The organism is Burkholderia sp. BCC1998 (assembly GCF_905339875.1).
GTDB lineage: Bacteria > Pseudomonadota > Gammaproteobacteria > Burkholderiales > Burkholderiaceae > Burkholderia.
The window spans coordinates 1-24,853 of record NZ_CAJPHE010000039.1; the positions used below are offsets into that span (position 1 = coordinate 1).

General features: G+C 68.1%; 18 protein-coding genes. 7 read left to right on the forward strand and 11 right to left on the reverse strand.

Translation table 11 applies throughout. From position 1 onward, the window contains the following. From U5A56_RS35615 to U5A56_RS35635, 5 genes are all read right to left on the reverse strand, one after another. Positions 1-138, reverse strand: a 138-nt coding sequence (locus tag U5A56_RS35615; RefSeq protein ID WP_321927181.1) for a porin, incomplete at its 3' end; no start/stop codon positions are given. A 64-nt stretch (positions 139-202) separates the two neighbouring features. Further along, on the reverse strand, positions 203-622 hold the full coding sequence (locus U5A56_RS35620; RefSeq protein ID WP_321811685.1) for a DoxX family protein: 420 nt from the start codon (positions 620-622) through the stop codon (positions 203-205). Positions 623-800: 178 nt separating this feature from the next. Next, positions 801-2,078 (reverse strand): cytochrome c, encoded by a 1,278-nt coding sequence (locus U5A56_RS35625; RefSeq protein ID WP_321927160.1) that lies wholly within the window; start codon positions 2,076-2,078, stop codon positions 801-803. 2 nt (positions 2,079-2,080) lie between these two features. Continuing rightward, positions 2,081-3,700 carry a GMC family oxidoreductase gene (locus U5A56_RS35630; protein ID WP_321927161.1) on the reverse strand — a complete coding sequence of 540 codons (1,620 nt, stop codon included), beginning with the start codon at positions 3,698-3,700 and terminating at the stop codon, positions 2,081-2,083. Then, positions 3,700-4,206 (reverse strand): sugar dehydrogenase complex small subunit, encoded by a 507-nt coding sequence (locus U5A56_RS35635; RefSeq protein WP_044843286.1) that lies wholly within the window; start codon positions 4,204-4,206, stop codon positions 3,700-3,702. The genes U5A56_RS35630 and U5A56_RS35635 overlap by 1 nt, the downstream gene beginning before the upstream one ends. Before the next feature lie 304 nt (positions 4,207-4,510). On the opposite strand from U5A56_RS35635, the gene U5A56_RS35640 reads away from it, so the two are divergent. From U5A56_RS35640 to U5A56_RS35650, 3 genes are all read left to right on the forward strand, one after another. Further along, on the forward strand, positions 4,511-10,549 hold the full coding sequence (locus tag U5A56_RS35640; protein ID WP_321927163.1) for an alpha-2-macroglobulin family protein: 6,039 nt from the start codon (positions 4,511-4,513) through the stop codon (positions 10,547-10,549). A gap of 10 nt (positions 10,550-10,559) precedes the next feature. Further along, on the forward strand, positions 10,560-12,809 hold the full coding sequence (pbpC, locus tag U5A56_RS35645) for a penicillin-binding protein 1C (RefSeq protein ID WP_321927164.1): 2,250 nt from the start codon (positions 10,560-10,562) through the stop codon (positions 12,807-12,809). 150 nt (positions 12,810-12,959) lie between these two features. Beyond that, positions 12,960-13,652 carry a hypothetical protein gene (locus U5A56_RS35650; protein WP_124523966.1) on the forward strand — a complete coding sequence of 231 codons (693 nt, stop codon included), beginning with the start codon at positions 12,960-12,962 and terminating at the stop codon, positions 13,650-13,652. Between the two features lie 37 nt (positions 13,653-13,689). Here the strand turns inward: U5A56_RS35650 and U5A56_RS35655 are convergent, their stop codons facing one another. Next, complete coding sequence (locus tag U5A56_RS35655; RefSeq protein WP_124921780.1) at positions 13,690-14,937, reverse strand: multidrug effflux MFS transporter; 1,248 nt, start codon at positions 14,935-14,937, stop codon at positions 13,690-13,692. Positions 14,938-15,396: 459 nt separating this feature from the next. On the opposite strand from U5A56_RS35655, the gene U5A56_RS35660 reads away from it, so the two are divergent. Together U5A56_RS35660 and U5A56_RS35665 are read left to right on the forward strand one after the other, a co-directional pair. Beyond that, positions 15,397-16,257 carry an urea carboxylase-associated family protein gene (locus tag U5A56_RS35660; RefSeq protein WP_321927166.1) on the forward strand — a complete coding sequence of 287 codons (861 nt, stop codon included), beginning with the start codon at positions 15,397-15,399 and terminating at the stop codon, positions 16,255-16,257. Positions 16,258-16,342: 85 nt separating this feature from the next. Then, the gene (locus U5A56_RS35665; protein WP_044843280.1) at positions 16,343-17,017 is read left to right on the forward strand and encodes a GntR family transcriptional regulator; all 675 of its coding nucleotides are present in this window, start codon (positions 16,343-16,345) and stop codon (positions 17,015-17,017) included. A 91-nt stretch (positions 17,018-17,108) separates the two neighbouring features. Here U5A56_RS35665 and U5A56_RS35670 read toward each other — a convergent pair whose 3' ends face one another. From U5A56_RS35670 to U5A56_RS35685, 4 genes are all read right to left on the reverse strand, one after another. Beyond that, positions 17,109-17,504, reverse strand: a complete 396-nt coding sequence (locus U5A56_RS35670; RefSeq protein ID WP_124523960.1) for an ectoine synthase — start codon at positions 17,502-17,504, stop codon at positions 17,109-17,111. A 62-nt stretch (positions 17,505-17,566) separates the two neighbouring features. After that, entirely contained in the window at positions 17,567-18,910 is a 1,344-nt protein-coding gene (locus U5A56_RS35675) for an amidase family protein (protein WP_321927169.1), read from the reverse strand. 23 nt (positions 18,911-18,933) lie between these two features. Beyond that, positions 18,934-20,436, reverse strand: coding sequence for an amino acid ABC transporter permease/ATP-binding protein (locus U5A56_RS35680; RefSeq protein ID WP_321927171.1), 1,503 nt, complete (start codon positions 20,434-20,436; stop codon positions 18,934-18,936). A gap of 72 nt (positions 20,437-20,508) precedes the next feature. Further along, positions 20,509-21,351 carry an ABC transporter substrate-binding protein gene (locus tag U5A56_RS35685; protein WP_321927173.1) on the reverse strand — a complete coding sequence of 281 codons (843 nt, stop codon included), beginning with the start codon at positions 21,349-21,351 and terminating at the stop codon, positions 20,509-20,511. Between U5A56_RS35685 and U5A56_RS35690 the strand changes: the two genes are divergently transcribed. After that, positions 21,350-21,487: a hypothetical protein gene (locus tag U5A56_RS35690; protein WP_321927175.1), complete on the forward strand. Its 138-nt coding sequence runs from the start codon at positions 21,350-21,352 to the stop codon at positions 21,485-21,487. The genes U5A56_RS35685 and U5A56_RS35690 overlap by 2 nt on opposite strands. A gap of 335 nt (positions 21,488-21,822) precedes the next feature. On the opposite strand, the gene U5A56_RS35695 is transcribed toward U5A56_RS35690, so the two are convergent. Beyond that, positions 21,823-22,719, reverse strand: a complete 897-nt coding sequence (locus U5A56_RS35695) for a glutamate/aspartate ABC transporter substrate-binding protein (protein ID WP_321927177.1) — start codon at positions 22,717-22,719, stop codon at positions 21,823-21,825. A 417-nt stretch (positions 22,720-23,136) separates the two neighbouring features. Here U5A56_RS35695 and U5A56_RS35700 point away from each other — a divergent pair, with 417 nt between their 5' ends. Then, complete coding sequence (locus U5A56_RS35700) at positions 23,137-24,771, forward strand: S8 family peptidase (RefSeq protein ID WP_321927179.1); 1,635 nt, start codon at positions 23,137-23,139, stop codon at positions 24,769-24,771. Positions 24,772-24,853: the final 82 nt, after the last annotated feature.

Sequence of the window (24,853 nt, forward strand, 5' to 3'; positions counted from 1 at the left end):
ACTGCCGCCGGGCGTCGCGATGTGGTTCAGGTATTCGACGCCGCCGTCGATCCGGCCGTACAGCGTCACGCTCGTCTGCGCGAACGCGGCCGCCGGTGCGGCGGCCACGATCAGCGATGCGAAATGTTTGAGTCGCAAAATGATGCCCCCTCGAAATCTCGACCATCCGGCACACGCCCCATGCGCGCACCGGCGTTGCCGTTTACCCGCGATCGATCGAAAAACGCCCGGGGCCCGCCGCGCAAAGCGCGAGCAGGCCGCCCGAGATCGCGATGTTCTTGTAGAAATGAATCATGTTGTTGATCTGCTCGCCGCCCGACATCGTCCAGTAGTGATGGCCGATGAAGCCGGTGCCGATCGTATACAGCGCAAGCAGCAACGCGAGCGGCCGCGTCTGGAAACCGACGAGGATCGCGATGCCGGCGAACAGCTCCATCACGACGGCGATCGCCGCCGAAATGATCGGCGCCGGCGCGCCCTCGCTTCCCATGAACGCGATCGTGCCGGAGAAGTCGACGATCTTCTTCCAGCCGAACATCACGAACAGGATCACGAGCAGGATCCGGGACAACAGCAGCAGCACATCGCGCTGGGACGCGAGAAACGGTTGATTCGGTGTCATGGTGTGATCAACGAAAGCGGTACGCGAACCGCGCGCACCGGATTGCCAACGAACCAGGGCGGGCGGCCGCCAAAGCCGCCCACCCCGCTCTGCAACAACCGGCATCGGGGCCCGCCCGATGTGCTGTGCCTCCTCTTCTTGTCAGAGTTGCCCTGCCTTTACTGCATCGTACCCGGCCTCAACGCGCCTTCGCGACGTCCTGCTCGGTCACCTTCGCGGCCGGGTTGCCGAACTGGCCGGTCAGGTAGTTCGTCAGCGCGGCGATCTGCGCATCCGACAGCTCGTTGCGGAACGCGGGCATCCCGACGTCCTCGCTGCCGGCCTTGCGCTGCACGCCGTTCAGGATCACCTGCACCAGGTTCGCCGGATTCGCCGCACCCACCGTCGAGTTGTGGAACAGCGACGGGTAATAACCGTCCGGCGTGCCCTTGCCCTGCATCTGGTGGCACGTCGCGCAGTTGCCGAGATACAGCCGCGCCGGATCGATGCCCGACGACGCCAGTGCGATGCCGCGCAGCTTCAGGCCGTCTTCCGCCGGCTTGCCCCACGACGAGCGCGACTGCTTCGCGTCGCCGCTGGCGACGGCCGGCACCGTATGGACGTACGTCGCGATCGCGCCGATGTCGGCGTCGGTCATCTTCGAGAAGCTGTGCTCGACCGCCTCGGCCATCGGACCGGCTGCCTGCGCGACACCCGGCACGCTGCCGGTACGCAGGTACTGGACGAGCTGCTGCTGCGTCCAGCCGCCGATCCCCGCGTTCGGGTCGGACGTGATGTTGTAGCCGTCCCAGCCCGCCAGCACCGAGCCCGACAGGAAGCTGCCGCCGGTTTCGTCGAGCGACTTCTCCTGCATCGCGACGCCGCGCGGCGTGTGGCACGTGCTGCAGTGCGCGAGGCCCTGCACCAGGTACGCACCGCGGTTCCACTCGGCGCTCTGCGCCGGCTTCGGCTGGTATGCGCCGTCCTTCAGGAACAGCCAGTTCCAGATCTTCAGCGGCCAGCGCATGCTCAGCAGCGCGGGGATCTCGTTCTTCGGCGGCGCCTGCTTGACCGGTTCGACACCGTGCATGAAGTACGCGTAGAGCGCCTGCACGTCGTCGTCGTTGATCTTCGCGTACGACACGTACGGCATCGCCGGATACAGGTTGTCGCCGTTCTTCGACACGCCGTGGCGCACCGCGCGCTCGAAGTCGTCGAACGTCCAGTTGCCGATGCCGGTATCCGGGTCGGGCGTGATGTTGCTCGTGTAGATCTTGCCGAGCTTCGGCACCGGCATCCCGAGGCCGCCGGCGAACGGCTTGCCGCCCTTCGCGGTGTGGCAGGCCATGCAGTCGCCCGCGACCGCGAGATATTCGCCGCGCTTGACCTGCGCGGGGTCGGCCGAATCGGCCGCGCGTACGAGACCCGGCAGCGCGAGACAGCCGGCGAGGAGGAAGGTGAGAGTTGATTTCCGCACGGTCAGACTTCCTTCTTCAGCGTGTCCGACATCCGCAGCGCGAGCGCGGCGATCGTCAGCGTCACGTTCACGGTACCGACGGTCGGCATCGTCGAGCTGCTCGAGATGAACAGGTTCGGATGGTCGAACGTGCGGCAGTCCTTGTCGACGACCGAGTCGCGCGCATCCGCGCCCATGATCGTCGCGCCCGTGATGTGGTTGTTCGGCGCGAACTCGTCGTTGAACACGACGTCCGTGCCGCCCAGCACCTGCGCCGCCGTCGCATAGACCTCGCGCGTATGCACTGCGCCGCGCTTCACGTAGTCGTCGATCGCATACGTGATCTCCGGGCGCGGAATGCCGACCGCGTCGGTGGCCGTCTTGCTCGGCACGATGCGGTTCTCGGGCTGCGGCAGGATTTCGTGGAAGCAGTCGAACTGCACGTAGCGCGCGGAACGGTCGCGGATCTGTGCGTCGAGCTCGTCGGCCTTCATCAGCTTGCCGGCCTTGAAGATCTTCTGCGTCTCCTGGTTGATGCGCGACATGTTCGACAGATGGATCTTCTTCGCGGCTTCGGTCGCGCGGAACGGGCCGTCGCGGAAACCGATCAGCGACGTCATTTCCTGCGGGCCGCGGCCCGGCCACAGCTTCTCGTTCGCGTAGAACGACACGCCGGTGCCCGGGTGGTCCATCAGGTTGCGCCCGACCATGTCGGAGCTGTTCGCGACGCCGTTCGGGAAGTCGCGGTTCGCCGACATCAGCAGGATCTTCGGCGTCTCGATGCCGTTCGCGGCCACCACGAAGTACTTGCCCTCGACGCGATGGTCGGCGCCCGTCTTGTCCTTGTAGATCGCGGCGACGATGCGCTTGTCCGGGCCCGTCTCGAGCTTGTACACGACCGCGCTGTCGATGAGCTTCGCGCCGGCCTGCTCGGCCTTCTCGACGTGCACGATGCCGTTGTACATCGCGCCGATCGGGCAGATCGGCATGCAGTTGTTGTTCCCGCAACAAGTCGGCCGGCCGTCGTACGGGCGGCTGTTGCGCGCGACCGGCTCGGTCACGACGTGGAACTTCGGGTCATGGCCGTTGAGCGCGCTCTTGATCGTCTGCTCGTTGAACGACAACGGCAGCGGCGGCATCGGGTACGGCTGCTTGCGCGGCGAATACAGGTCTTCCTCGGGGCCGGGGCCCCACACGCCGAGCTCTTCCTCGGCACGCTGGTACCAATGCTCGAGATCGTCGTACTGGATCGGCCAGTCGCGGCCGACACCGTACACGGTCTTCATCTTGAAGTCGTTCGGGATGAAGCGCCACGCCGACGCGGCCCAGTGCCACGTCGTGCCGCCCACCGCGCGGATGTACTGCGAGTTGAACTTGTGCTCGCCCTTCAGGACCAGGTAGTCGTTCGGCGGGCCGTATTCCGGATGCGGCGCCCACGGGCTCGACGGGTACGGCGCCATGAAGTCGGTCTTGTCGGGCTGGTTGCGGAAGCGTTCGACGATTTCCCAGCGCGGCATGCGCGGGCCCGCCTCGAGCAGGATCACCGACTTGCCGGCCATCGCGAGCTGGTGCGCGACGATCGCGCCTGCGACACCGGACCCGACGACCACGACGTCGGCCTTTTGCGTATCGGTATCGGCCATCAGCCTTGCCTCTCGATCGGTTTTTCGGCCCAGAAGCCGGGTTTATTCGGGCAATACGAAGGAATCACGAGCGTATCGGACACGACGCTGAACATTAATGCTTCTTCGTAGGTAATTACGACGTTGTCGACGATGCCGAGATACCAGGCTTCGAGAATCGACAGCGCGGACGTTTGCTGATCGGGAGTCAACGAACCGGACGCGAGTGCGCCGGCGAGTTGCGACAGACCGTCGGCGGTCTTGAACGAGCCCTTCTGCAAGGCCTGCAGGAAGCGTTCGCCGAGCACGCGGCTCAGCCCTTTCTTGCCTGTCAGTGCTTCGGAGAGCGTCATGAACGTATCGAGCGGCGCGGTGCCGGGATTATCGGCCAGGGCCCGCAACGCCAGCGAGCCGGTGAGGCCCGCCGCCGTCAGCGCCAGTGCGCCCTGCAGCCATTGACGCCGCGTGATGCCGGATGCGGCTGCGTCGCGATCGCGACGCGAGTGGGGGGTGTTGTCGTTGTGCATGTTTCCTTCTCTCGAACACCGGATTCGGGAAAACCACGCTTGATATTTCTCAAACTTTCGCGCGGCCCTGAAATGTACGCGCTCAATTCGGATTGGACAATGCTTTTATAGTCCATTTAATGTTCCGCAATCCGAGACAATCGACATTTCGCGGCATCTTTGTGTCGTCGACGCGACAATTCCGTATCGGGATGCCGGCGTGTCGCAACCCGGCGACACGCCGCTTCCCGTCATCCGCTCGCATGCCCGTCGGTTAGAATCGCGTGCAATCAAACAGAAAGCTTCCCTCCGAGGGCATCGAGCGATGAAGCAGCACGACAAGCACAACAACACACATTCAACCCATCACACCACACGGCTGCTCTGGCGCATCGGCGCCGTCGCGGCGCTCGCCGCCGCCGCCGCACTGTCGCTGCATGCGGGCGCGGCACGCACCGTGAGCGTGTCGCCGCAAGGCACGGTCACCGAAGTCCGGCAGAGCGTCGTCAAGTTCGACGAACCGATGGTCGCGTTCGGTTCGGCGTCCGCGCCGAGTCCCGCGCGCATGACCTGCAACGATTCCACCGCCGCACGCGGCCAGGGTCACTGGCTCGACGACAAGACGTGGGTCTACGATTTCGAGAACGACCTGCCGCCGGGCGTGCGCTGCTCGGTCGCGCTCAACGACACGCTGCGTTCGGTCGCCGGCAATGCGGTCAGCGGCCCGCGCCGCTTCACGTTTCAAACCGGCGGCCCGTTCCCGGTGACGGTGCGCCCCGGCTCGCGCGAGATCGAGGAGCGCCAGGTCTTCGTGCTGAAGCTGAACGGCCCGGCCGAGCCGCGCTCCGCGCTCGCGAACATCTGGTGCGAAGCGGCCGGCATCGGCAACCGCATCCCGGTCACGGCCGCCGACGACGATGCGCGCAACGCGCTGCTCGATCACTTCGGGCTGAAGAAGGACGCCGCGCGCGTGCTGACGCTGTCGTGCGCGCAGGCGCTGCCCGCGAGCGCGAAGATGCAGCTCGTCTACGGCAAGGGCGTCGCGAGCCCGAGCGGCATCGCGAACGACACCGAGCGCCGCTTCGACTTCACCGTGCGTGCGCCGTTCGCCGCGAGCTTCTCGTGCGAGCGCGAGAACGCGAAGGCGCCCTGCACGCCGCTGCGTCCGCTGACGCTGTCGTTCAATGCACCGATCTCGCGCAAGAACGCCGAGGCGATCCGGCTGCGCGGTCCTGACGGTTCGCTTTCGCCGACCTTCGCGGCCGACGATCACAGCGACGAAGTGACGACCGTCACGTTCAACCCGCCGCTGCCCGCGCAGGCGAACCTGACGATCGAACTGCCGTCCGGCCTGCGCGACGTGACCGACCGCTCGCTCTCGAACGCCGACCTGTTCCCGCTCGCGACGCGCACCGCGCCGATGCCGCCGCTCGCGAAATTCTCGTCGGGCACGTTCGGGATCGTCGAGCGCTTCGCCGAACCCGATACGCCGGCACTCGTGCCCGTCACGCTGCGCAACGTCGAAGCCGACCTGCGCATCGCGGGCCTCAACACGAGCGGCGCGCAATTCTCGAACCTGAAGGTCGACGACGACACCGCGATCCGTCAATGGATGCGCACCGTCGAGCGCTTCGACAACTGGTCGATGACGGCCGGCACGATCGACGAACGCGTCCCGGGCCTGCTGCGGCGCAAGGGCCAGCACCCGGTCTACGTGCCGCTCGAGGCCGGCGAGAAGATGCCCGCGCCGCAGAACCGCCGCATCGACGTGCGCTCGCTGTCGCTGCTCGCCGGCGAACCGGGTGCGCAGGCGCTGACGCTGCCGAAGGCCGACCCGAAGGCGCTGCGTCCGTTCGAGGTCGTCGGCGTGCCGATCGACAAGCCCGGCTTCTACGTGCTCGAACTCGCGTCGCCCGCGCTCGGCCGCTCGCTGCTCGCGAAGCCGTCGAGCATGTACGTGCGCACCACCGTGCTCGTCACGAACCTCGGCGTGCACCTGAAACAGGGCCGCGAGAACAACCTCGTGTGGGTCACGACGCTCGACAAGGGCAAGCCCGTGCCGAACGCGCAGATCCGCGTGTCGGACTGCAATGGCGACGAAATCGCGTCGGGCAAGACCGATGCGCAAGGCCTGCTGAAGATCGACGGCCCGTTCGAGCCGAAACACGAATGCAGCCAGGCGGAACGCTTCGACGACTACTTCGTGTCGGCACGCGTCGACGATCCGAAGACGGGCCGCGACATGGCGTTCGTCAGCTCGAACTGGAACCGCGGGATCGAATCGTGGCGCTTCAACGTGCCGACCGACACCGACAGCGCGCCGACCGTGCGCGCGCATACCGTGTTCGACCGCACGCTGCTGCGGGCCGGCGAAACCGTGTCGATGAAGCACTTCCTGCGCACCGAGACGCTGCAGAGCCTCGCGTTCCCGGCGCACTACCCGACACGCGTGACGATCCGCCATCTCGGCTCGGACCAGACCTACAAGCTGCCGCTCACGTGGTCGGCCGACCATAGCGCGGACACGCAGTTCACGCTGCCGCCCGCGGCGAAGCTCGGCGAATACAGCGTATCGCTCGATGGCGGCCCGGACGATGCGCCGACCGCCAGCTACTACGGCGGCAGCTTCCGCGTCGAGGCGTTCCGCCTGCCGGTGCTCAAGGGGACGATCGGCGCGCGCGACGCGCAGAAGAGCCCGCTCGTCGCGGTCAAGGAAGCGCCGCTCGCGGTGCAGATCGACTACGTGTCGGGCGGCGGCGCATCGAACCTGCCCGTGCAGGTGTCGGCGCTGATGAAGTGGGCGTCGCCGCCGTTCGCGGATCGCTTCGAGGAGTTCAGCTTCACGCCCTATCGTCCTGAGCGCAGCGACGGCAACGCCGACGACGATGCGCAGGACGGCGACAGCGCATCCGCCGCGAACAACGATCCCGACGCGACGAAGCTGATCGCGGACAAGCTGCCGCTGACGCTCGACCGCAACGGCGCGGGTTCCGTCACGCTCAAGGGCCTGCCCGACGTCGACGCGCCGAAGCGCATCGCGCTCGAGGCGACGTTCGCGGACCCGAACGGCGAAGTGCAGACGATCCGCGGCGACACGATCCTGTGGCCGGCCGCGGTGGTGGCCGGCATCAAGGCCGGCCGCTGGGTGTCGGTCGGCCAGCGCGTGCCGGTGCAGGCGCTCGCGGTCGACCTGCAGGGCAAGCCGCGTGCCTCGGTGTCGATCGAGATCAAGGGCGTCGCGCACATCACGACGTCGTCGCGCAAGCGGATGGTCGGCGGCTTCTATGCTTACGACAACAAGAGCGATACGCGCGACCTCGGCGTGCTGTGCTCGGGCAAGACCGACGACAAGGGCCGCATGGCCTGCGACGCGACGCTCGAACAGGCCGGCAACGTCCAGTTGATCGCGGTCGCGAAGGACGGCGACGGCCGCACGTCGAATGCGTCGACGTCCGTCTGGGTCACGCGCGAGGACCAACTCTGGTTCGGCGGCGACAACACCGACCGGATCGACGTGATCCCGGAGAAGACGTCCTACGAACCGGGCGAAACGGCCCGCTTCCAGGTGCGCATGCCGTTCCGCTACGCGAGCGCGCTCGTCGCGGTCGAACGCGGCGGCGTGATGGAAACGCACGTCGTCGAGCTGAACGGCAAGAACCCGACCGTCGACCTGAAGGTCGGCGAATCGTGGGGGCCGAACGTCTACGTGTCGGTGCTCGCGTTGCGCGGCCGGATTCGCGAAGTGCCGTGGTACTCGTTCTTCACGTGGGGCTGGAAGGCGCCGGTCGAATGGGCCCGCGCGTTCTGGCGCGAAGGCCGCTACCATGAAGCGCCGACCGCGTTCGTCGACCTGTCGAAGCCCGCGTTCCGCTATGGCCTCGGCGAGATCAAGGTCGGCACCGGCGTGCATCGTCTCGGCGTGACCGTGACGACCGACGCGACGCGCTACACGGTGCGCGGCAAGGCGCAGGCGCACGTGAAGGTCACGCTGCCGAACGGGCAGCCCGCGCCGGCCGGCACGCAGATCGCGGTCGCGGCCGTCGACGAGGCGCTGCTCGAGCTGATGCCGAACAACAGCTGGGACCTGCTCGACGCGATGCTGCAGCGACGCGCGTACGGCATCGAGACGGCCACCGCGCAGATGGAAATCGTCGGCCGCCGCCACTTCGGCCGCAAGGCGGTGCCGGCCGGCGGCGGCGGCGGCAGCGCGCCGACGCGCGAGCTGTTCGACACGCTGCTGTTGTGGAATCCGCGCGTGACGCTCGACGCGAACGGCAGCGCGACCGTCGAGGTGCCGCTGAACGATGCGCTCACGCGCTTCCGGATCGTCGCGATCGCGGCGGTCGGCGCGGACCGCTTCGGCACCGGCAGCACGTCGATCCGCAGCACGCAGGACCTGCAGCTGATCTCCGGCCTGCCGCCGCTCGTGCGCGAAGGCGATGCGTTCCGCGCGCAGGTCACGCTGCGCAACACGACCGACCGCGCGATGCAGGTCGTCGTGACGCCGCGCGTGACGGGCCTCGACGTCGCGCCGCAAACCGTGTCGCTCGCGGCCAATGCGGCGACCGAGGTCGCGTGGACGATCACCGTGCCCGAGCAGGCGCTCGACGCGGCCGGCGCGCTGAACTGGCGCATCGAGGCGGCCGAGCAAGGCGGCAAGCGCGCGTCCGACGCGCTGGCCGTCGCGCAGAAGGTCGTGCCCGCGCTGCCGGTCACCGTGCAGCAGGCCACGCTCACCCAGGTCGACGGCACGCTGACGCTGCCCGTGTCCGCCCCGGCCGGCGCCGTCAACAACGCGCAGGGCGCGCCGCGCGGCGGCATCGCCGTGTCGCTGCAGTCGAAGCTCGCCGACGGCCTGCCCGGCGTGCGGCGCTGGTTCGAGCGCTATCCGTACCGCTGCCTCGAACAGCAGACGTCGCGCGCGATCGGCCTGCACGACGCCGCGCAATGGCAGGCGCTGGTCGCGCGCATGCCCGTCTACCTCGACAGCGACGGACTCGCGAACTACTTCCCGCCGTCCTCCGACGATGCGCACTACGGCAGCCCGACGCTGTCGTCGTATCTGCTCGTGGTCGCCGACGAGGCCGGCCGCCTCGACCCGCGCTTCGCGCTGCCGGAAGACCTGCGCACGCAGCTCGAAGCCGGGCTCGCGCGTTTCGTCGACGGCCGCATCGAGCGCAACGCGTGGGCCCCGCGCCAGGATCGCGACCTGCGCAAGCTTGCCGCGATCGAGGCGCTGTCGCGCTACGGTGCAGCCCAGGGCCGCATGCTCGGTTCGATCGAGATCGCGCCGAACCAGTGGCCGACGTCGGCGGTGCTCGACTATCACGCGATCCTCACGCGCGTGAAGGACATCCCGCAGCGCGACGCGAAACGCGCGCAGGTCGAGCAGATCCTGCGGGCGCGCCTCACGTACCAGGGCACGCAGCTCGTGTTCTCGACCGCGCGCGACGACGACCTGTGGTGGCTGATGACGAGCAACGAGACCAACGCCGCGCGTCTCGCGCTGGAATTCGCGGGCGACCCGGCGTGGAAGGACGAGATGCCGCGCGTGGCGACCGGCCTGCTCGCGCTGCAACGCCAGGGCGCATGGCAGACGACGACGTCGAACGCACTCGGCCAGCTCGCGATCGAGCGCTTCTCGCGCACCTACGAGAGCACGCCGGTGGCCGGCACGACGAAGGTCGCGCTCGGCGGCAACGAGCGCGCGATTTCGTGGTCGCAGGCACCCTCGACCGCGCCCGCCGACAGCCCCGCGTCGGCCACTCCCGCGACCCGCGCCGCCGCCGCGCGCAGCGTGCTGATGCCGTGGCCGCGTGCGGCCCAGGCACCGGCCACGCTGTCCGTCACGCAGGACGGCACGGGCCGCCCGTGGGCGACCGTCGAAAGCCTCGCGGCCGTGCCGCTGCGCGCGCCGTTCGCGGCCGGCTACCGGATCACGAAGACCATCACGCCCGTGTCGCCCGCCGTCAAGGGCGTGCTGACGCGCGGCGACGTCGTGCGCGTGCATCTCGACATCGACGCGCAGAGCGACATGACGTGGGTCGTCGTCAACGATCCGATCCCGTCCGGTGCGACGATCCTCGGCTCGGGCCTCGGCCGCGATTCGGAAGCCGCGACGCAGGGCGAGAAATCCCCGGACGGCGCATGGCCGGCGTTCATCGAACGCGATTTCGACGGCTACCGCGCGTATTACGACTATCTGCCGAAGGGCAAGCTCTCGGTCGAGTACACGGTGCGGCTGAACAACGTCGGCACCTTCGGGCTGCCGCCGACGCGCGTGGAGGCGTTGTATGCGCCATCCGTGTACGGCCTGTGGCCGAACCCGCCGATGACCGTGAAGCCGGCCGACGCGGGCAAGTAACGGGTACGCGATGATCGATCATGGATTGCCGCGGCCGGTGCGCTTCGCCGGCCGCGTTTTCGTCGCCGTCGTGCTGGCCGCGCCGCTCGTCGCGCACGCGCTGCCCGGCTACGACGACGTGCGCCGCAACTGGCGCAGCTCCGACTGGGTGCTGCTCGCGCGTGACGGCACGCCGCTGCAGCGCACGCGCGTCGACCTCGCCGAACGGCGCGGCGACTGGGTGTCGCTCGCCGACGTGTCGCCCGCGTTCCGCGAGGCGATCGTCGTGTCCGAGGACAAGCGTTTCTACGAACACAGCGGCGTCGACTGGCGCGGGATCGCCGGTGCGGCATGGGGCAACCTGTGGAACCAGCGCACGCGCGGCGCGTCGACCGTGACGATGCAGCTCGCCGGGCTCCTCAATGACGAACCGCGCCGCTCGGGCCAGCGCTCGCTGCCGCAGAAGGCCACGCAGGCGATGAACGCGCTGCTGCTCGAACGCGGCTGGCGCAAGGACCAGATCCTCGAGGCCTACCTGAATCTCGTGCCGTTCCGCGGCGAGACGGTCGGGCTCGCCGCACTGTCGCAGGTGCTGTTCGGCAAGGCGCCGTCCGGCCTCGACGCACGTGAAGCCGCGATCGCGGCAGCGCTGGTGCGCGCGCCCAACGCGGCGAGCGCGAAGGTCGCCGAGCGTGCGTGCCGGATCCTGCGCGACATGCATGCGGAGCAGGCCTGCGCGTCGCTCGACGGCTACGTGCAGCTCGTGATCGCGCGCCCGGCCAATGCCGTGCGTAACGACCTGACGGCGGACGGCGCCGCCCTCGCCCCGCACTTCGCGCGCCGCATCGCGGCCGAGGTCAGGCCCGCGGCCGGCGCGCAGGTGCGCACGACGCTCGATGCGCCGCTGCAGCGCTTCGCGCGCGACACGCTCACGCGCGCGCTGACCGAGCTCAACGCGCCCGCGCACCGGCGCAACGTGCAGGACGGTGCGGTCGTCGTGATCGACAACGCGACCGGCGAGATTCGCGCGTGGGTCGGTTCGTCGGGCGCGTTGTCGAGCGCACGCGACGTCGACGCCGTGCTCGCGCCGCGCCAGGCCGGCTCGACGCTCAAGCCGTTCCTCTATGCGCAGGCGATCGACGAGAAGCGGCTGACGGCCGCGTCGCTGCTCGACGACGTGCCGATCAACCTCGCGGCCGGCGGCGGCCTCTACATTCCGCAGAACTACGACAAGGATTTCAAGGGCTGGGTGAGCGTGCGCAGCGCGCTCGGCGGCTCGCTGAACGTGCCGGCCGTGCGCACGCTCGTGCTCGTCACGCCGCATCGCTTCGCGCGCACGCTGACCGCGCTCGGCCTGCCGCTCGCGCAGGAAGGCGACTACTACGGCTTCAGTCTCGCGCTCGGCAGCGCGGACGTCACGCTGCTGTCGCTGACCAATGCGTATCGCGCGCTCGCGAACGGCGGCGTCGCGCGCAAGGTCGTCGACCTGCCTGCGCCGTCGCCCGCTGCCGGCGCATCGGCACCGGGACGTGCGGACAACGGCTCGCGCGTGTTCAGCGAAGCGGCCAGCTTCGTCGTCACCGACATCCTCTCCGACAACAACGCGCGCGTGCGCACGTTCGGCTTCGACAATCCGCTCGCGACGCGCTTCTTCTCGGCGGTGAAGACCGGCACGAGCAAGGACATGCGCGACAACTGGACCGTCGGCTTCACGTCGCGCTATACGGTCGGCGTGTGGGTCGGCAATGCGGACGGCTCGCCGATGTGGGACGTGTCGGGCGTCACGGGCGCGTCGCCGGTGTGGTCGGCCGTCGTCGGCTACCTGCACCGCGACCTGCCGAGCCGTGCGCCGCGTCCGCCGGCCGGCGTCGAAGCACGCCGCATCACGTTCGAACGCGACGTCGAGCCGTCGCGCAACGAGTGGTTCGTCACAGGCACCGCGCTCGACACGATCCGGCTCGCCGCGCCCGTCACGCCGGGCAAGGACGGCGCGCGCGCGCCGCTGACGATCGGTGCGCCGACCGACGGCACGATCTTCGCGATCGATCCGGACATTCCACCGAAGAATCAGCGGATCTGGTTCGAGCGATCTTCCGGGCATGCCGCACGGTTCGCGTGGCGGCTCGACGACAAGGTGATCGGCCACGCCGACCGCATCGCGTGGATGCCGTGGCCCGGGCGGCACCGGCTGGAACTCGTAGACTCGCGCGGCAACGTGGCGGATGCGATCGGCTTCGAGGTGCGCGGCGCGTTCGCCAAACCGGCCGCGCGCAAGCCGTAACCGGCGCCGGCCATGCCGCACGCCGCAGGCCGCGGCGAACAAACGGGCCAGCAACCCCGCGATCGGAGACCTAGAATACGAACAGCGCGCCGAAGCGTCGGCGCGCGCCGGTTGCCCTGCCGCGCTCACTCTTCCGATCCGCCCGCGACCATGAACCTTCGCCATCCGCGCTTCCTCCGCCCCGCGCTGGGCACGCTGTGCGCCGCGGCCCTCGCGACGCTTGCCGGCTGCAACGGCGACGCCTGCTTCGGCGTCGACGTCTGCTTCAACAACGCCAACACGCAAACCGTCGCGCTGTCCGGCACGGCCGCCACGGGCTCCGCGCTCGCGAGCGCATCGGTGACGGTCAGCTGCGCGCAAGGCTCGGCGACGACGCTGACCGACGGCGGCGGCAACTACCGCGTGGCGGTCAACGCCGTGCTGCCGTGCGTGATCACCGTCGCGTCGAGCGGCACGAGCCTGCATTCGCTCGCCTACGCGGGCGGCACCTTCAACACGACGCCCGAGACCGAGCTGATGCTCGTCTATCTCGCCGCGCAGCTCGGCACGAACACGGCCGGGCTGATCGGCAATTTCCAGGGGAATGCGCACTTCCAGCAGGTGATGGGCAGCCCGAACACGGTGCAGGCCGCGCAATCGGCGGTCGTGACGAATCTGCAGCAGCGCTATGCGGTCACGCTGTCGGCGCCGGCCTTCCTGACGACGCCGTTCGTGGTCGGCCAACCGGGCGTCGACAGCGACCTCGCCGCGCTGGCCAAGGCCGGCGCGATCGATTCGAACGGGATGCCGGATCCGGTTGCGGTTTCGCTGCTGGCGCAGGCGGGCGCGGCACACCCGCTGTGAGCGGCGGGCGTGCCGCTGCCGCCCCCGTCGACGCGCCTTACGCGGCTTCCCCGCTCCCGCAAGCCACCCTCGCCGCCTGCTGCTGCGTGAGGTAGCGCAGCAGCTTCGTCACCATCCACACGACGATGAACGACAGCGCGACGAAGAACACCGCGAGCGGCGTCAGCACGTGAATCGACACGAAGCCGGCCAGCCCCATCATCGCGGACGACACGAGCAGCAGCGCGCACCCGAGGATCGCGCTCGTCAGCCCCGCGATATGCGGAAACAGCGAATTGCCCTTCGCCATCAGCGTCGGATACATCGCGCCCGCGCAGAAGCCCATCACGAGCACCGGCGTCGCGAGCGTCCATACGCGCAGCCCGACGGTCAGCGCCAGCACCAGCATCGCGACCGCCGCGCCCGCCATCACGCGTGCGCCGATGCGCAACCGCTGCTCGGCGCTCGGCAGCCCGCGCCCGTGAATCCGGTTCGACAGCCCGCCGAGGAAATACATCAGCCCGATCCCGAGCGCGAGATAGCCGAAGAAGGTCGGCGGCTTGTGCAGCGTGGTCTGCACCATGAACGGCCCGACGATGTTGAACACCAGCAGGATGCTGTAGCACAGCCCCTGCGCGAGGAAGCAACTCTGGAACACCGGGCTCGCGAGCACCTTGCCCGCGTTCGCCATCAGCGTGCGCGGCTCGAGATGGACCGGCTTCGGCAAGGTTTCGCGATAGCGCCACAGCAGCGCCCACATCACCAGCGAATACACGAGCAGGAACACGAGGCACGCGCGCCAGCCGAACCATTCCTGCAGGTGCGCGCCGATCACCGGCGCGATGATCGGCGCGAGCCCCCACGCGATCGACATATAGGTGAACGCATGCATCAGCGCCTGGCCCGAGAACGAGTCGGTGATGATCGCCTTCGCGAGCAGGTTCGTGGTCGCGATCCCGAAGCCCTGCAGGCAGCGCGCCAGCACGAACGTCTCCAGGTTCGGCGCGCCGAGCGACAGCAGGCAGCCGATCGTGTAGATGACCAGCCCGAACGCGAGCACGCGCTTGCGCCCGTATGCATCGGCAACCGGACCGAAGATCAGCTGGCCGAGCGCATAAGCGGCCATGTAGCCGGAGACGCTCGACTGAATCGCCTGCGGCGTGGTCGCGAACGAACGCGCCATGTCGGGCAGCGCAGGCACGTAGATGTCGATCGCGAGCTGGCCGGCGGAGGCGAACAGGCAAATCAGGAACAACAGGAAGCGCGGGGAGTTCGATTCGCGCGCGGGAGTGAGCGAGGCGTTCATGACAACCGGGAAAGTTCGGACGGCGGCAACACGCGCCGTGCTGCTCGAAGTCGAACAACGGTGCGCGGCGAAGCGCATATTGTGCCTGTTGTTGCGCAACGCGACAGGAATCCCCTGGCGTGGGCGCGGTTGAATGCGGATTGCGTCAGGTCTCGAAACGCGTTACACGGCCCGCTTGCCGATCATGGCGAGCCGGTCCGGCGGCCGGCACGGCCACGGTTTTGATCCATATTTCGTTTTCTGTTTGCGGCGCCACTCGCCTGCCTGCGCGCATCCGCGGCTCGCCGCGCCCCTCCGTACTTTCCACCGATTGACACACCTCCCGGCGTTCCCCCTATACTCGTCGCAGCGCCAATAAATTGTTGAACAATCCAGCATGAAAATTGACGCCTGACCGGCCACCACAACGGATTCCAGCCGGATCTCCGAATCTGCAAATTTCCCCGAGAGCACCGCGTCATGTCGAACTATCCCGCCGCCTACCAGGTCACCAAGGGTTCCGTCCTGAACGTCGACAAAGCCTTTTATTCCGCGATCGCACAGCGCCAGGACGCGCGCGAACGGATCGCGTCGCACGTCGTGCCGATCCGCAGCGGCTTCGCGTGGACGGTGCCGGCGGGTCACGTGTTCCGGATCGTCACGCTCGAAGGCCCGCAAGTCGCCGACTTCAACATCTGGAACCTGCACAATCCGCGCGAGCGCATGTGGGCGTCGCGCACACGTCAGCTGCAGGCCGCGCACGTGACGACGTTCGACCGGCTGTGGTCGACGCTGCCGTACCTGCGGCCGCTGGTCACGATCACCGACGACACGCTCGCCGGCTATGGCGTCGACGGCGACGGCGGCCGCGTGCACGACCTGCTCGGCACGCGCTGCGACCCGTACGTGAACAAGCTGCTGACCGGCGAGGATTTTCATTTCCACTGTCATTCGAACCTCGTGCGGGCGGTCGCGCCGTACGGGCTGACCGAATTCGACGTGCACGACGTGCTCAACGTGTTCCAGTGCACCGGCCTGAACGACGACGACAAGTACTTCATGAAGGCCTGTCCCGCGCAGCCGGGCGACTACCTCGAGTTCTTCGCGGAAATCGACGTGCTGTGCGCGATGTCCACGTGTCCGGGCGGCGACCTGTCGGTGCCGATGTGGGGGCCCGACGCACGCGACCCGATCGACGTGTGCCGGCCGCTCGGCGTCGAGGTATACCGGCTCGACCCGAGCCTGCTCGAAGGCTGGTCGCAGCCGCCCGTCGCGCCGTACCGTGGCCAGCACGGGATGCAGCCGCCGCAGGCCGACTGGCAGCACGACAAGACGGCGTAACGCGGTCCGTAGCCCGTAGAATGGCGAAACGCCGCCGGCCGGCCACGCCGGCGGCGCACGACCAGGAGAGGAGCGAACGAACGGAATGGCAAGCGAAAAAGCGAGAGGACAGTCGGTCGCCGACCGGATCAGCCATCAACTGCGGGAACACATCATCAGCGGCAAGCTGCCGCCCGGCACCGCGCTGATCGAGATGGACCTCGCGGCCGAATACGACACGTCGCGCAACTCGCTTCGCGAAGTCCTGCATCAGCTCGGCCGCGAAGGGCTCGTCACGTTCGTGCGCCACAAGGGTGTCGTCGTGCGCACGCTGAATCGCCAGGACGTGCGCGATCTCTACGTCGCGCGCCGCACGCTCGAGCTGCATGCGCTGAACACGGCCGAACTTGCGCAGCCGGCGCTGCTCGAAAAGATGCAGGCCGCCATTCGCGCGGCCGAGCGCGAACTCGACAAGGAAAACTGGCAGGCCGTCGGCACGCACAGCCTGCGCTTTCACCAGCACATCGTCGCGCTGCAGAAGTCGGCGCTGCTCGACGAGTTCTTCCGGACCATCTCCGCGCAGCTGCGGCTCGTCTTCGCCGCGGATCCCGACGAGAAACGCGTGCAAACGCCCGACTGGATCCAGCGCGAATACCAGATCTACGACCTCCTCACGCAGAACCGCCGCAGCGAAGCCGTCACCGCGCTCGCGCGCTATCTCGACGATTCCGAGCGGATGCTCGTCGAGGCAATCAAGCGCAGCCATCGCGAGGCGGCCTGACCCTGCACGCCGCGCCGCCGTTGCTTGCCTCAAGACGTGGCAAGCAACGGCAGCACGAAAAGGCACGCAACGGCCCGACCGCTCGCGCCGGTCAGGCCTGCTCCGTCGGCAGCGCGTAACTGCCGTCTTCCCGATGCGTCTCGAGTCCCGTCAGCGGCGGATTGAACACGCACACGAGATGCAGGTCGCCGCGCGTCGCGCGCAGGACATGCGGATCGTTCAGGTTCAGCGCGTAGATCGTTCCGGGCGTGATCCGGTGCACGTTGCCGGTCGCCGTGTCGACGACCTCCCCCTCTCCGGCTACGCAGTAGTTGGTCTCGAAGTGGTTCTTGTAGTGCAGATGCAGTTCGGCGCCTTCGTGCACGCGCGTCTCATGAACGGAATAGCCGACGCCGTCCTGCCTGACGATCATGCGCTTGCTGTCCCAGCCCGGGCCGCGCGCATGGCGCTCGGTATTGGCGATATCGGTCGATCTCACGACGATCATAAGTACCTCTTAATAGTTGCGATGAAAAAATGGCAAGGTGATCCTTGCCGCCGGACAATGCGTCATGCGGAATCGGCGGTCAGCGCGCTCTCCACCGCCGCCGCGACGTCGAGCAGTCGCGCGTCTTCGCCACGATGCCCGGTGATCAGCAAGCCGACGGGCTGCCGGTTGCGCAGGTCGCCGGGCACGCTGATGCTCGGCAGGTCGAGCCGGTTCGCGAATTCGGTCAGCCGGAACGCACGCGCGTTCTGTGCGAGGTATGCGGCTTCGTCGGCCAGATCGGCCACGCGCGGCGGCAGCATCGGCACCGTCGGCGTCAGCACCGCATCCGCGTCGCCGAGTTCGGCATGGTACGCGTCGGCCAGTGCGGCCAGGTGCCGCAGCGCCGCGGCGTAGTCGTGCGCCCGCACCTGCTCGCCTGCAGCGATGCGCGGGCCGACCAGCGGATCGTAGCGGTCCGCCGCCGCGGCCAGCCGCGCACGATGCAGCATGAACGCCTCTGCCGCGATGATGCCGCCCGCGCGGGCAACCACGCCGGCCTCGGCCACGCAATCGAGCCGCTTGCGCCGGATCCGCGCGCCGTGCGCGGACAGTCGGGACAGCCACGCGTCGAATGCGCGTCCGACGACCGGGTCGACGTCGTCGGCGACGAACGCCTCGGGCACGATGAACTGCAGGTCGCGGATCGCCGCCGGTCGCCGCCGCCGCGCTTCGCGGCCGTGCAGCGCAACGTCCGCCTGCCGGCACAGCCCGACCGTCGCGGCCAGCAGGCCCGGCACGTCGAAGCTCGTCGACAGAAACCGCATGCCGTCGCTCGCATAGCGCCCACGCGACGGCTTGAATCCCGTCACGCCGCAGAATGCGGCCGGAATGCGTGCCGACCCGCTCGTATCGGAACCCAGCGACAGGTCGGCCGCACCGAGCGCCACCGACACCGCCGCGCCCGAACTCGATCCGCCGGCCACCCGCTCGCGCCGCGCATCGAGCGGCGTCGTCGGCGTCCCGTACGCACGGTTCACGCCGAGCGCGCCGTACGCGAACTCGGTCATCGCCGTCTGCGCGACCAGCACCGCGCCGGCCCGACGCAGTGCCGACACCGGCGCCGCGTCGATTCGTGCCGGCGGCTCGTCGGCCAGCACGCGCGAACCGGCATGCGTGACCCAGCCGGTGCAATCGAAGCAGGCCTTCACCGTCAGCACGGCGCCGGCCAGCGGCGCATCGATCGCGCCGGCGCGCCGCGCCGCATCCCAGGCGCGCGCATCGGCGACCGCCGCGTCGTCGCGCCGCGCGAGCCACGCGGCTTCGATGTCGCCGGGATGCGCGTCGGCATGCGCAAGACACGCACGCACCCGTTCCGCACACGCGTGCTCGTTCACGTCGCCCAGCCGGAAATCCGTCGGATCCATTCCCGCTCCCATCCGGTCATTCGTCATGCGAAGTGAACGTGCTTCAGAAAATCCTTCACGCGTGCGTCCGCGCTGCCGCGAATCCGGTCCGGCGGCACGTCGTACAGGATGCGCCCGTTCTCCATGAACACGATCCGGTCGGACACCTTGAACGCGAAATTCATCTCATGGGTCACGATGATCATCGTCATCCCTTCTTTCGCCAGCGTCTCGACGACCTTCAGCACTTCGCCGACGAGCTCCGGATCGAGGGCCGACGTCGGCTCGTCGAACAGCATGATCGACGGCCGCGTCGCGAGTGCGCGCGCAATGGCGACGCGCTGCTGCTGGCCGCCCGACAGCTGATGCGGATACTTGTTCGCATGTTCGAGCATCCCGACCTTCGACAACAGCGACAGCGCCTGCAGCCGGATCGCCGCCGCATCGGCCTGCCGGTGATAGCACGGCGCCATCATCACGTTCTGCAGCGCGGTGCGATGCGGGAACAGGTTGAAGCTCTGGAACACCATGCCGATGTCGAGGATGCGCTCGTGCGACACGCGCGGCGGATGCGAACCCGACGCGCGGATGAACGGCTCGCCGTACAGGTCGATCTCGCCCGCGTTCACCGGCGCGAGGCCGTTGACGGTACGAATCAGCGACGTCTTGCCGGAGCCGGACGGCCCGATGATCGACACGACCTGCCCGGGCACGACGTCGAGATGAATGTCCTTCAACACTTCATGGCGGCCGTAGCGCTGCTGCACGCCTTTCAGGCGCAGCGCGAATTCGGCGTTCGCCCGCGGTCTCGGCGCGACGGCCGGCGCCGACGGCGGCAGCGCAAGATCGACGGGGCCGCCCTGGGCAGGCGTACGGCGGCTGACGTCGAGGTACCGCTCGAGATAACCGAGCAGCCGGCTGAACACGGTCACGATCAGCACGTAGTAGAACGCCACGGCCAGCATCGTTTCGAACACCAGGAAATTCTGCGTGTACAGCCGCTGGCCGACGAGCAGGATCTCGGCCAGCGAAATCACCGACACCAGCGACGTGAGCTTCACGATCGTGATGAACTCGTTCGCCAGCGCCGGCAGCGCAATGCGGATCGCCTGCGGCATCACGATCATCCGCTGGATGCCGGTGAAGCGGATGCCCAGCGCGCGGCCCGCCTCGAGCTGCCCGCGCGGCACCGACAGGATCCCGCCGCGATGGATTTCCGCGAAATACGCGGTCTCGCTCAGCACCATCGCGATCAGGCCGGCCATGAACGGATCGGACAGCACCGCGCTCGTCGCCGGAAAGACCTGCGGCAGGTTGTAGATGAAGACCAGCAGCACGAGCAGCGGCAGGCTGCGGAAGAACCAGATGTAGAGCGCCGCCACCCGTTTCAGCAACGGCTGGTGCGACTGTCTCGCGAGCGCTACCGGAAAGCCGAGCAACACGCCGAGCAGCCACGCGGCGACGCTGAGTTCGACGACCACGACGCAGGCGCGCCAGAAATCCTTGTCCCGCAAGAGCTGAAACGCATAGTGCCAATCGAACTGCATCGAAGACTCCTCAACCGCGGATGGTGATGCGGCCGCGCGGCGCGCGGTGGTCAGGTCGTGCTGGCCGCGCGCTTACTTCGGCGCGCCGAGCGCGTTGGCGACGTCGGCAGGTGTCGGCTCCTGCAACCCGTATTTCTTCACCAGGCTGCCGTATTCGCCGCTGCGCCGCGCATCGTTCAACGCACCCTCGAGCGCACCCTGCAATCCGCTATCGCCCTTCGTCACGCCCAGGCCGATCACGATCGGATACAGCAGCGTGGTCGAACTGATGTCGACGCGCCCGTTCGTCTGCTTCGGAATCTCCTGCGCGACGGCCGCGTCCTCGATCTGGACATCGACCGCCTTCGACAGCAGCGCGGACGTCGCTTCCGGCGACGTCGGGAACTCGAGGATCGCGATCTCGGCGCGCCCGGCCGCCTTGCACGTGTCCTGCGACACCGCACGCAGCTTCGGCGTCCACGACGCGCCCTTGATCGAGCCGACCCGCTTGCCGCACAGGTCCTGCGGCGTCTTCGGCAGGAACGCGCCGCCCTTCGCGACGAGCAGCGACGCACCCGTCTTCAGGTACGGCACGAAATCGACCTGCTTCACGCGCTCGGGCGTCACGTACAGCGCGGATGCGACGACGTCGAAGCGGCGCGCCTTCATCCCGAGAATCAGGTCCGGGAAGCGCGTATCGAGAAATACCGGCTCCAGTTTCAGGTGACGTGCCAGCAGCCGCGAGAACTCGGCATCGAAACCCGCAGGCTTGCCGGCGTCCAGGTACGCGTATGGCGGATACGTGAGGTCGGAGCCCACCAGCAGCGTGCCGGGCCGCACCGTCTGCAGCGGCGCCGCCGACGCGAGCGAGCATGCGAAGGCCAGCGGCACGAGCGCGCCGCGGAGGAAACGTCGAACCGGGAAACGAGCAGACATGGCGAAGCTCCTGGGTTGTTCGGCTCTCGCGCTGAAACGTCGCAACGCCTCCCAGGCGCCGCCACACGCGGCTTTCCGGGATTTTTCGCCGAAAATTGTTGAACAATTTCGGCCGATTCTGACCAGTTCAAATTGAAATCTGTATTCGGGTTTACGCGGCAAACGGCGTCGCCGGACGTGCGTCGGGCGCGCATCCGCCAACCCCGCTTCGGTGCGGGCACGTGTTCAGGCAAACGGAGAAAAGACCGGGCGGGACGACGCGCGGACGGCGGGCCGTCGAGGTGCGGCGCCATAAACGCGACGCACGCGATGGAGGATCAGGACACGGGGTTCAGCATCGGGCGCGACGGGCCCGGCTCGCGCTTGCGGCTGCGGGGATGCGCGCCGCGACGCCGACCCGAAGGCCGGCGGATTCGATCGTGCAGGCCGAGCACGCAACGTGTCGGCCCGCACGCCACTGCGACGTTTCGATCAGTACTGTGCCTGATCCGTCGGATTCCTGAACAGCTGCTTCATCTCCGGCGACAGCGGATAGTTGAGGCTCACACCCTTCGGCGGAATCGGCTGCATGAACCACTGGTCGTAGAGCTTCTCGGCCGCGCCCGAGGTCTGCAGCTTCGCGATCACGCCGTCGACCACGAGCTTGAACGCCGGATCGTCCTTGCGCATCATGCACGCGTAGTTCTCGTGGACGAGCGGCGTGCCCGCCACCGTGTACGCGCCCGGATTGCGGTCCTTCGCGATCTCGCCGTACAGCAGCGGCTCGTCCATCACGAACGCGACCGCGCGCCCGGTCGTGACGTTCATGAACGCTTCGGCATGGTCCTTCGCGCTGATGATCGTCATGTTCATCCCTTTCTCTTCGTTGAGCTTGCGCAGCAGCCGCTCGTCGGAGGTGCCGGCCGTCGTCGCGACCGTCTTGCCGGCCAGGTCCGGGAAGTCCTTCACGCCCGAATCCTTGCGCGTGCTGAAACGGATCCCGTACAAAAAAATGCTGTTCGAGAACGCAGCCTGCTTCTGGCGCTCCAGCGTGTTCGTCGTCGAGCCGCACTCGAAGTCGATCGTGCCGTTCTGCAGCAGCGGAATCCGGTTCTGCGACGTGATCGGGATTTCCTTCACCGTCAGGTTCGGCGTCTTCAACTCCACCTTGAGCGCGTCGATGATGCGCGCCGCGATGTCGCGCGAGTAACCGATGTTCTTCTGCTGGTTGTCCGAATACGAGAACGGCACCGACGATTCGCGGATGCCGAGCGACACGACGCCCGAGTCCTTGATCTTCTTCAGCGTGCCGGTGAGCGCCTGCGCGTGCGCGGCGCCCGCCAGCGCGCAGGACAATGCGACAGCCAGCCAACGGAAGCGGTGATCCATGCTTTTCTCCTGACGAAACCTTGATCGAATCGCGATCCTACGCCCGAAAAATTCGCACCGCATCGGGGAAAGCGTCAAGCGCCCTCCGTCACTACCACACCGCGCGCAATCGTTTCCGTGCCGCGCAAAAGCGCCCGCGCCGCATGTTTCGCCGGGTCGACCGCCTGCAATCTTGCACCTCATGAACAGATCACCCGTTCCAAACGCGCGTTCATGCTGCAACCCAGCAACGCAATCGTTTGCGCGTCGCCTCTTTTTCACACAAAACATATTCAAGAAGCCGCCTCATCAGCCGTTACCCAATGCATGGCGTGTCGCAGGAACCCCGCGCGCGCCCGACAAAAATCAAGGTCCGGCTTAGGCCAGACCAGGCACCACCGCCGGCACGACGGTTATCTCCGAGGATCGACTTTCAACATGAAAGCCAAACGTTTCAATTTCGCGGTGGCCCGTTCGGCCCATGCGCGCATGCTCGCCGGCATGCTGTCCGCCGCCGCCCTGCTCCCGATCGCCGGCTGCGGCGGAGGCGGCGGCGACGGCAGCAACCCGTCGCCGACCAACACGGCACCGGCCCCGGCCCCCGCGCCCGCTCCGACGACCCCGCCCACCAATTCCGGCAGCAACGCGTGTACGTCGCAGCAGGCCGCCACGCAAATGGCCGCCCAGACCACGCCCGACGAGCCGCCGGTCGATCACCTGATCGTCAGGCTGAAGACGCTGACGGCCACGAACGCAAGAGCGGCCATCGACGACGGCACGCGGCTCGACGCGGTGATCCAGCGTTCGATGACACGCTGGACGGCGCCGACGGCAACCGGCGCCGCGCGTGCGTATGCGGCCGCGCCGACGCCGCTGAACGTGCAGGTCGAGCGGACGGCCTCGAACGGCGCGGCCGTGCTGTCGCTCGGCCAGCGCGTCGCGGCCGCCGACGCGGCGGCGCTCGCGGAGGCCTTCGGCGCCGACGCCGACGTCGACTACGCTGAACCGGATCATCCGATGAAGGTCCGCGACACGCCGAGCGACCCGAGCTACGGCCAGCAGTGGTATCTGTCCGACCCGACCGCCGGCGCCGATCTGCCGCCTGCGTGGAACCAGACCAAAGGCTCGCCGACCGTCGTGACGGCCGTGCTCGACACCGGCTATCGGCCGCACCCCGACCTCGTCGGCAACCTGCTGCCCGGCTACAGCTTCATCACCAGCGTCAACACCAGCAACAACGGCCTGTCGCGCGGCCCCGACGCGAGCGACCCGGGCGACTGGGTCACGCAGCAGGAACTCGACAACGCGAGCGGCCCGTACTACCACTGCGAAAGCGAACCGAACACCAGCAGCTGGCACGGCACGCGCGTGATGGGCGTGATCGGCGCGACCGCCAATAACGGCATCGGCATCGCCGGCGTATCGTGGCTCGGCAAGATTCTGCCGGTGCGCGTGCTCGGCAAATGCGGCGGCGTGACGAGCGACATTGCCGACGCGATGCGCTGGGCGGCCGGCATTCCCGTCACCGGGGTGCCGAACAACCCGACGCCGGCGAAAATCATCAACCTCAGCCTCGGTGGCGTCGGCGCCTGCAGCAAGACGTTCCAGCAGGCGATCGACGACGTGAACGCGAAGGGCGTAACCGTCGTCGTCGCCGCCGGCAACGACGGTCTGTCGACCGGCCTCGACCAGCCCGCGAACTGCAGCGGCGTGATCAGCGTCGGTGCCAACGATGCAGCCGGCCGCCGCGCCTCGTTCAGCAACTTCGGCACCAACATCACGCTCAGCGCACCGGGCGTCAACATCCTGTCGACGGCCAACAGCGGCACGACGACTCCGGACGGCGATACCTATGGCCTGGCGAGCGGCACGAGCCTCGCGACGCCGCAGGTGACGGGCGTCGCCGCGCTGATGCTCGCGGTGAACGGCAACCTCACGCCCACGCAGATCCAGCAGAAGCTGAAAAGCGGCACGCACACGGCGAAGCTGGCGGCCAGTACGCCGTGCACCGCGTTGCCGGCAGGCTCGGGCATTCTCGATGCGGGAACCGCGGTCGCGTCAGCCACGCAGTAAGCGGCCCATTCTCGACGCATACAGTCGCGGGGGGGGGGGGGGGGGGGGGGGGGGGCGCGCGCGGGCGGGGGGGGGGGGGGGG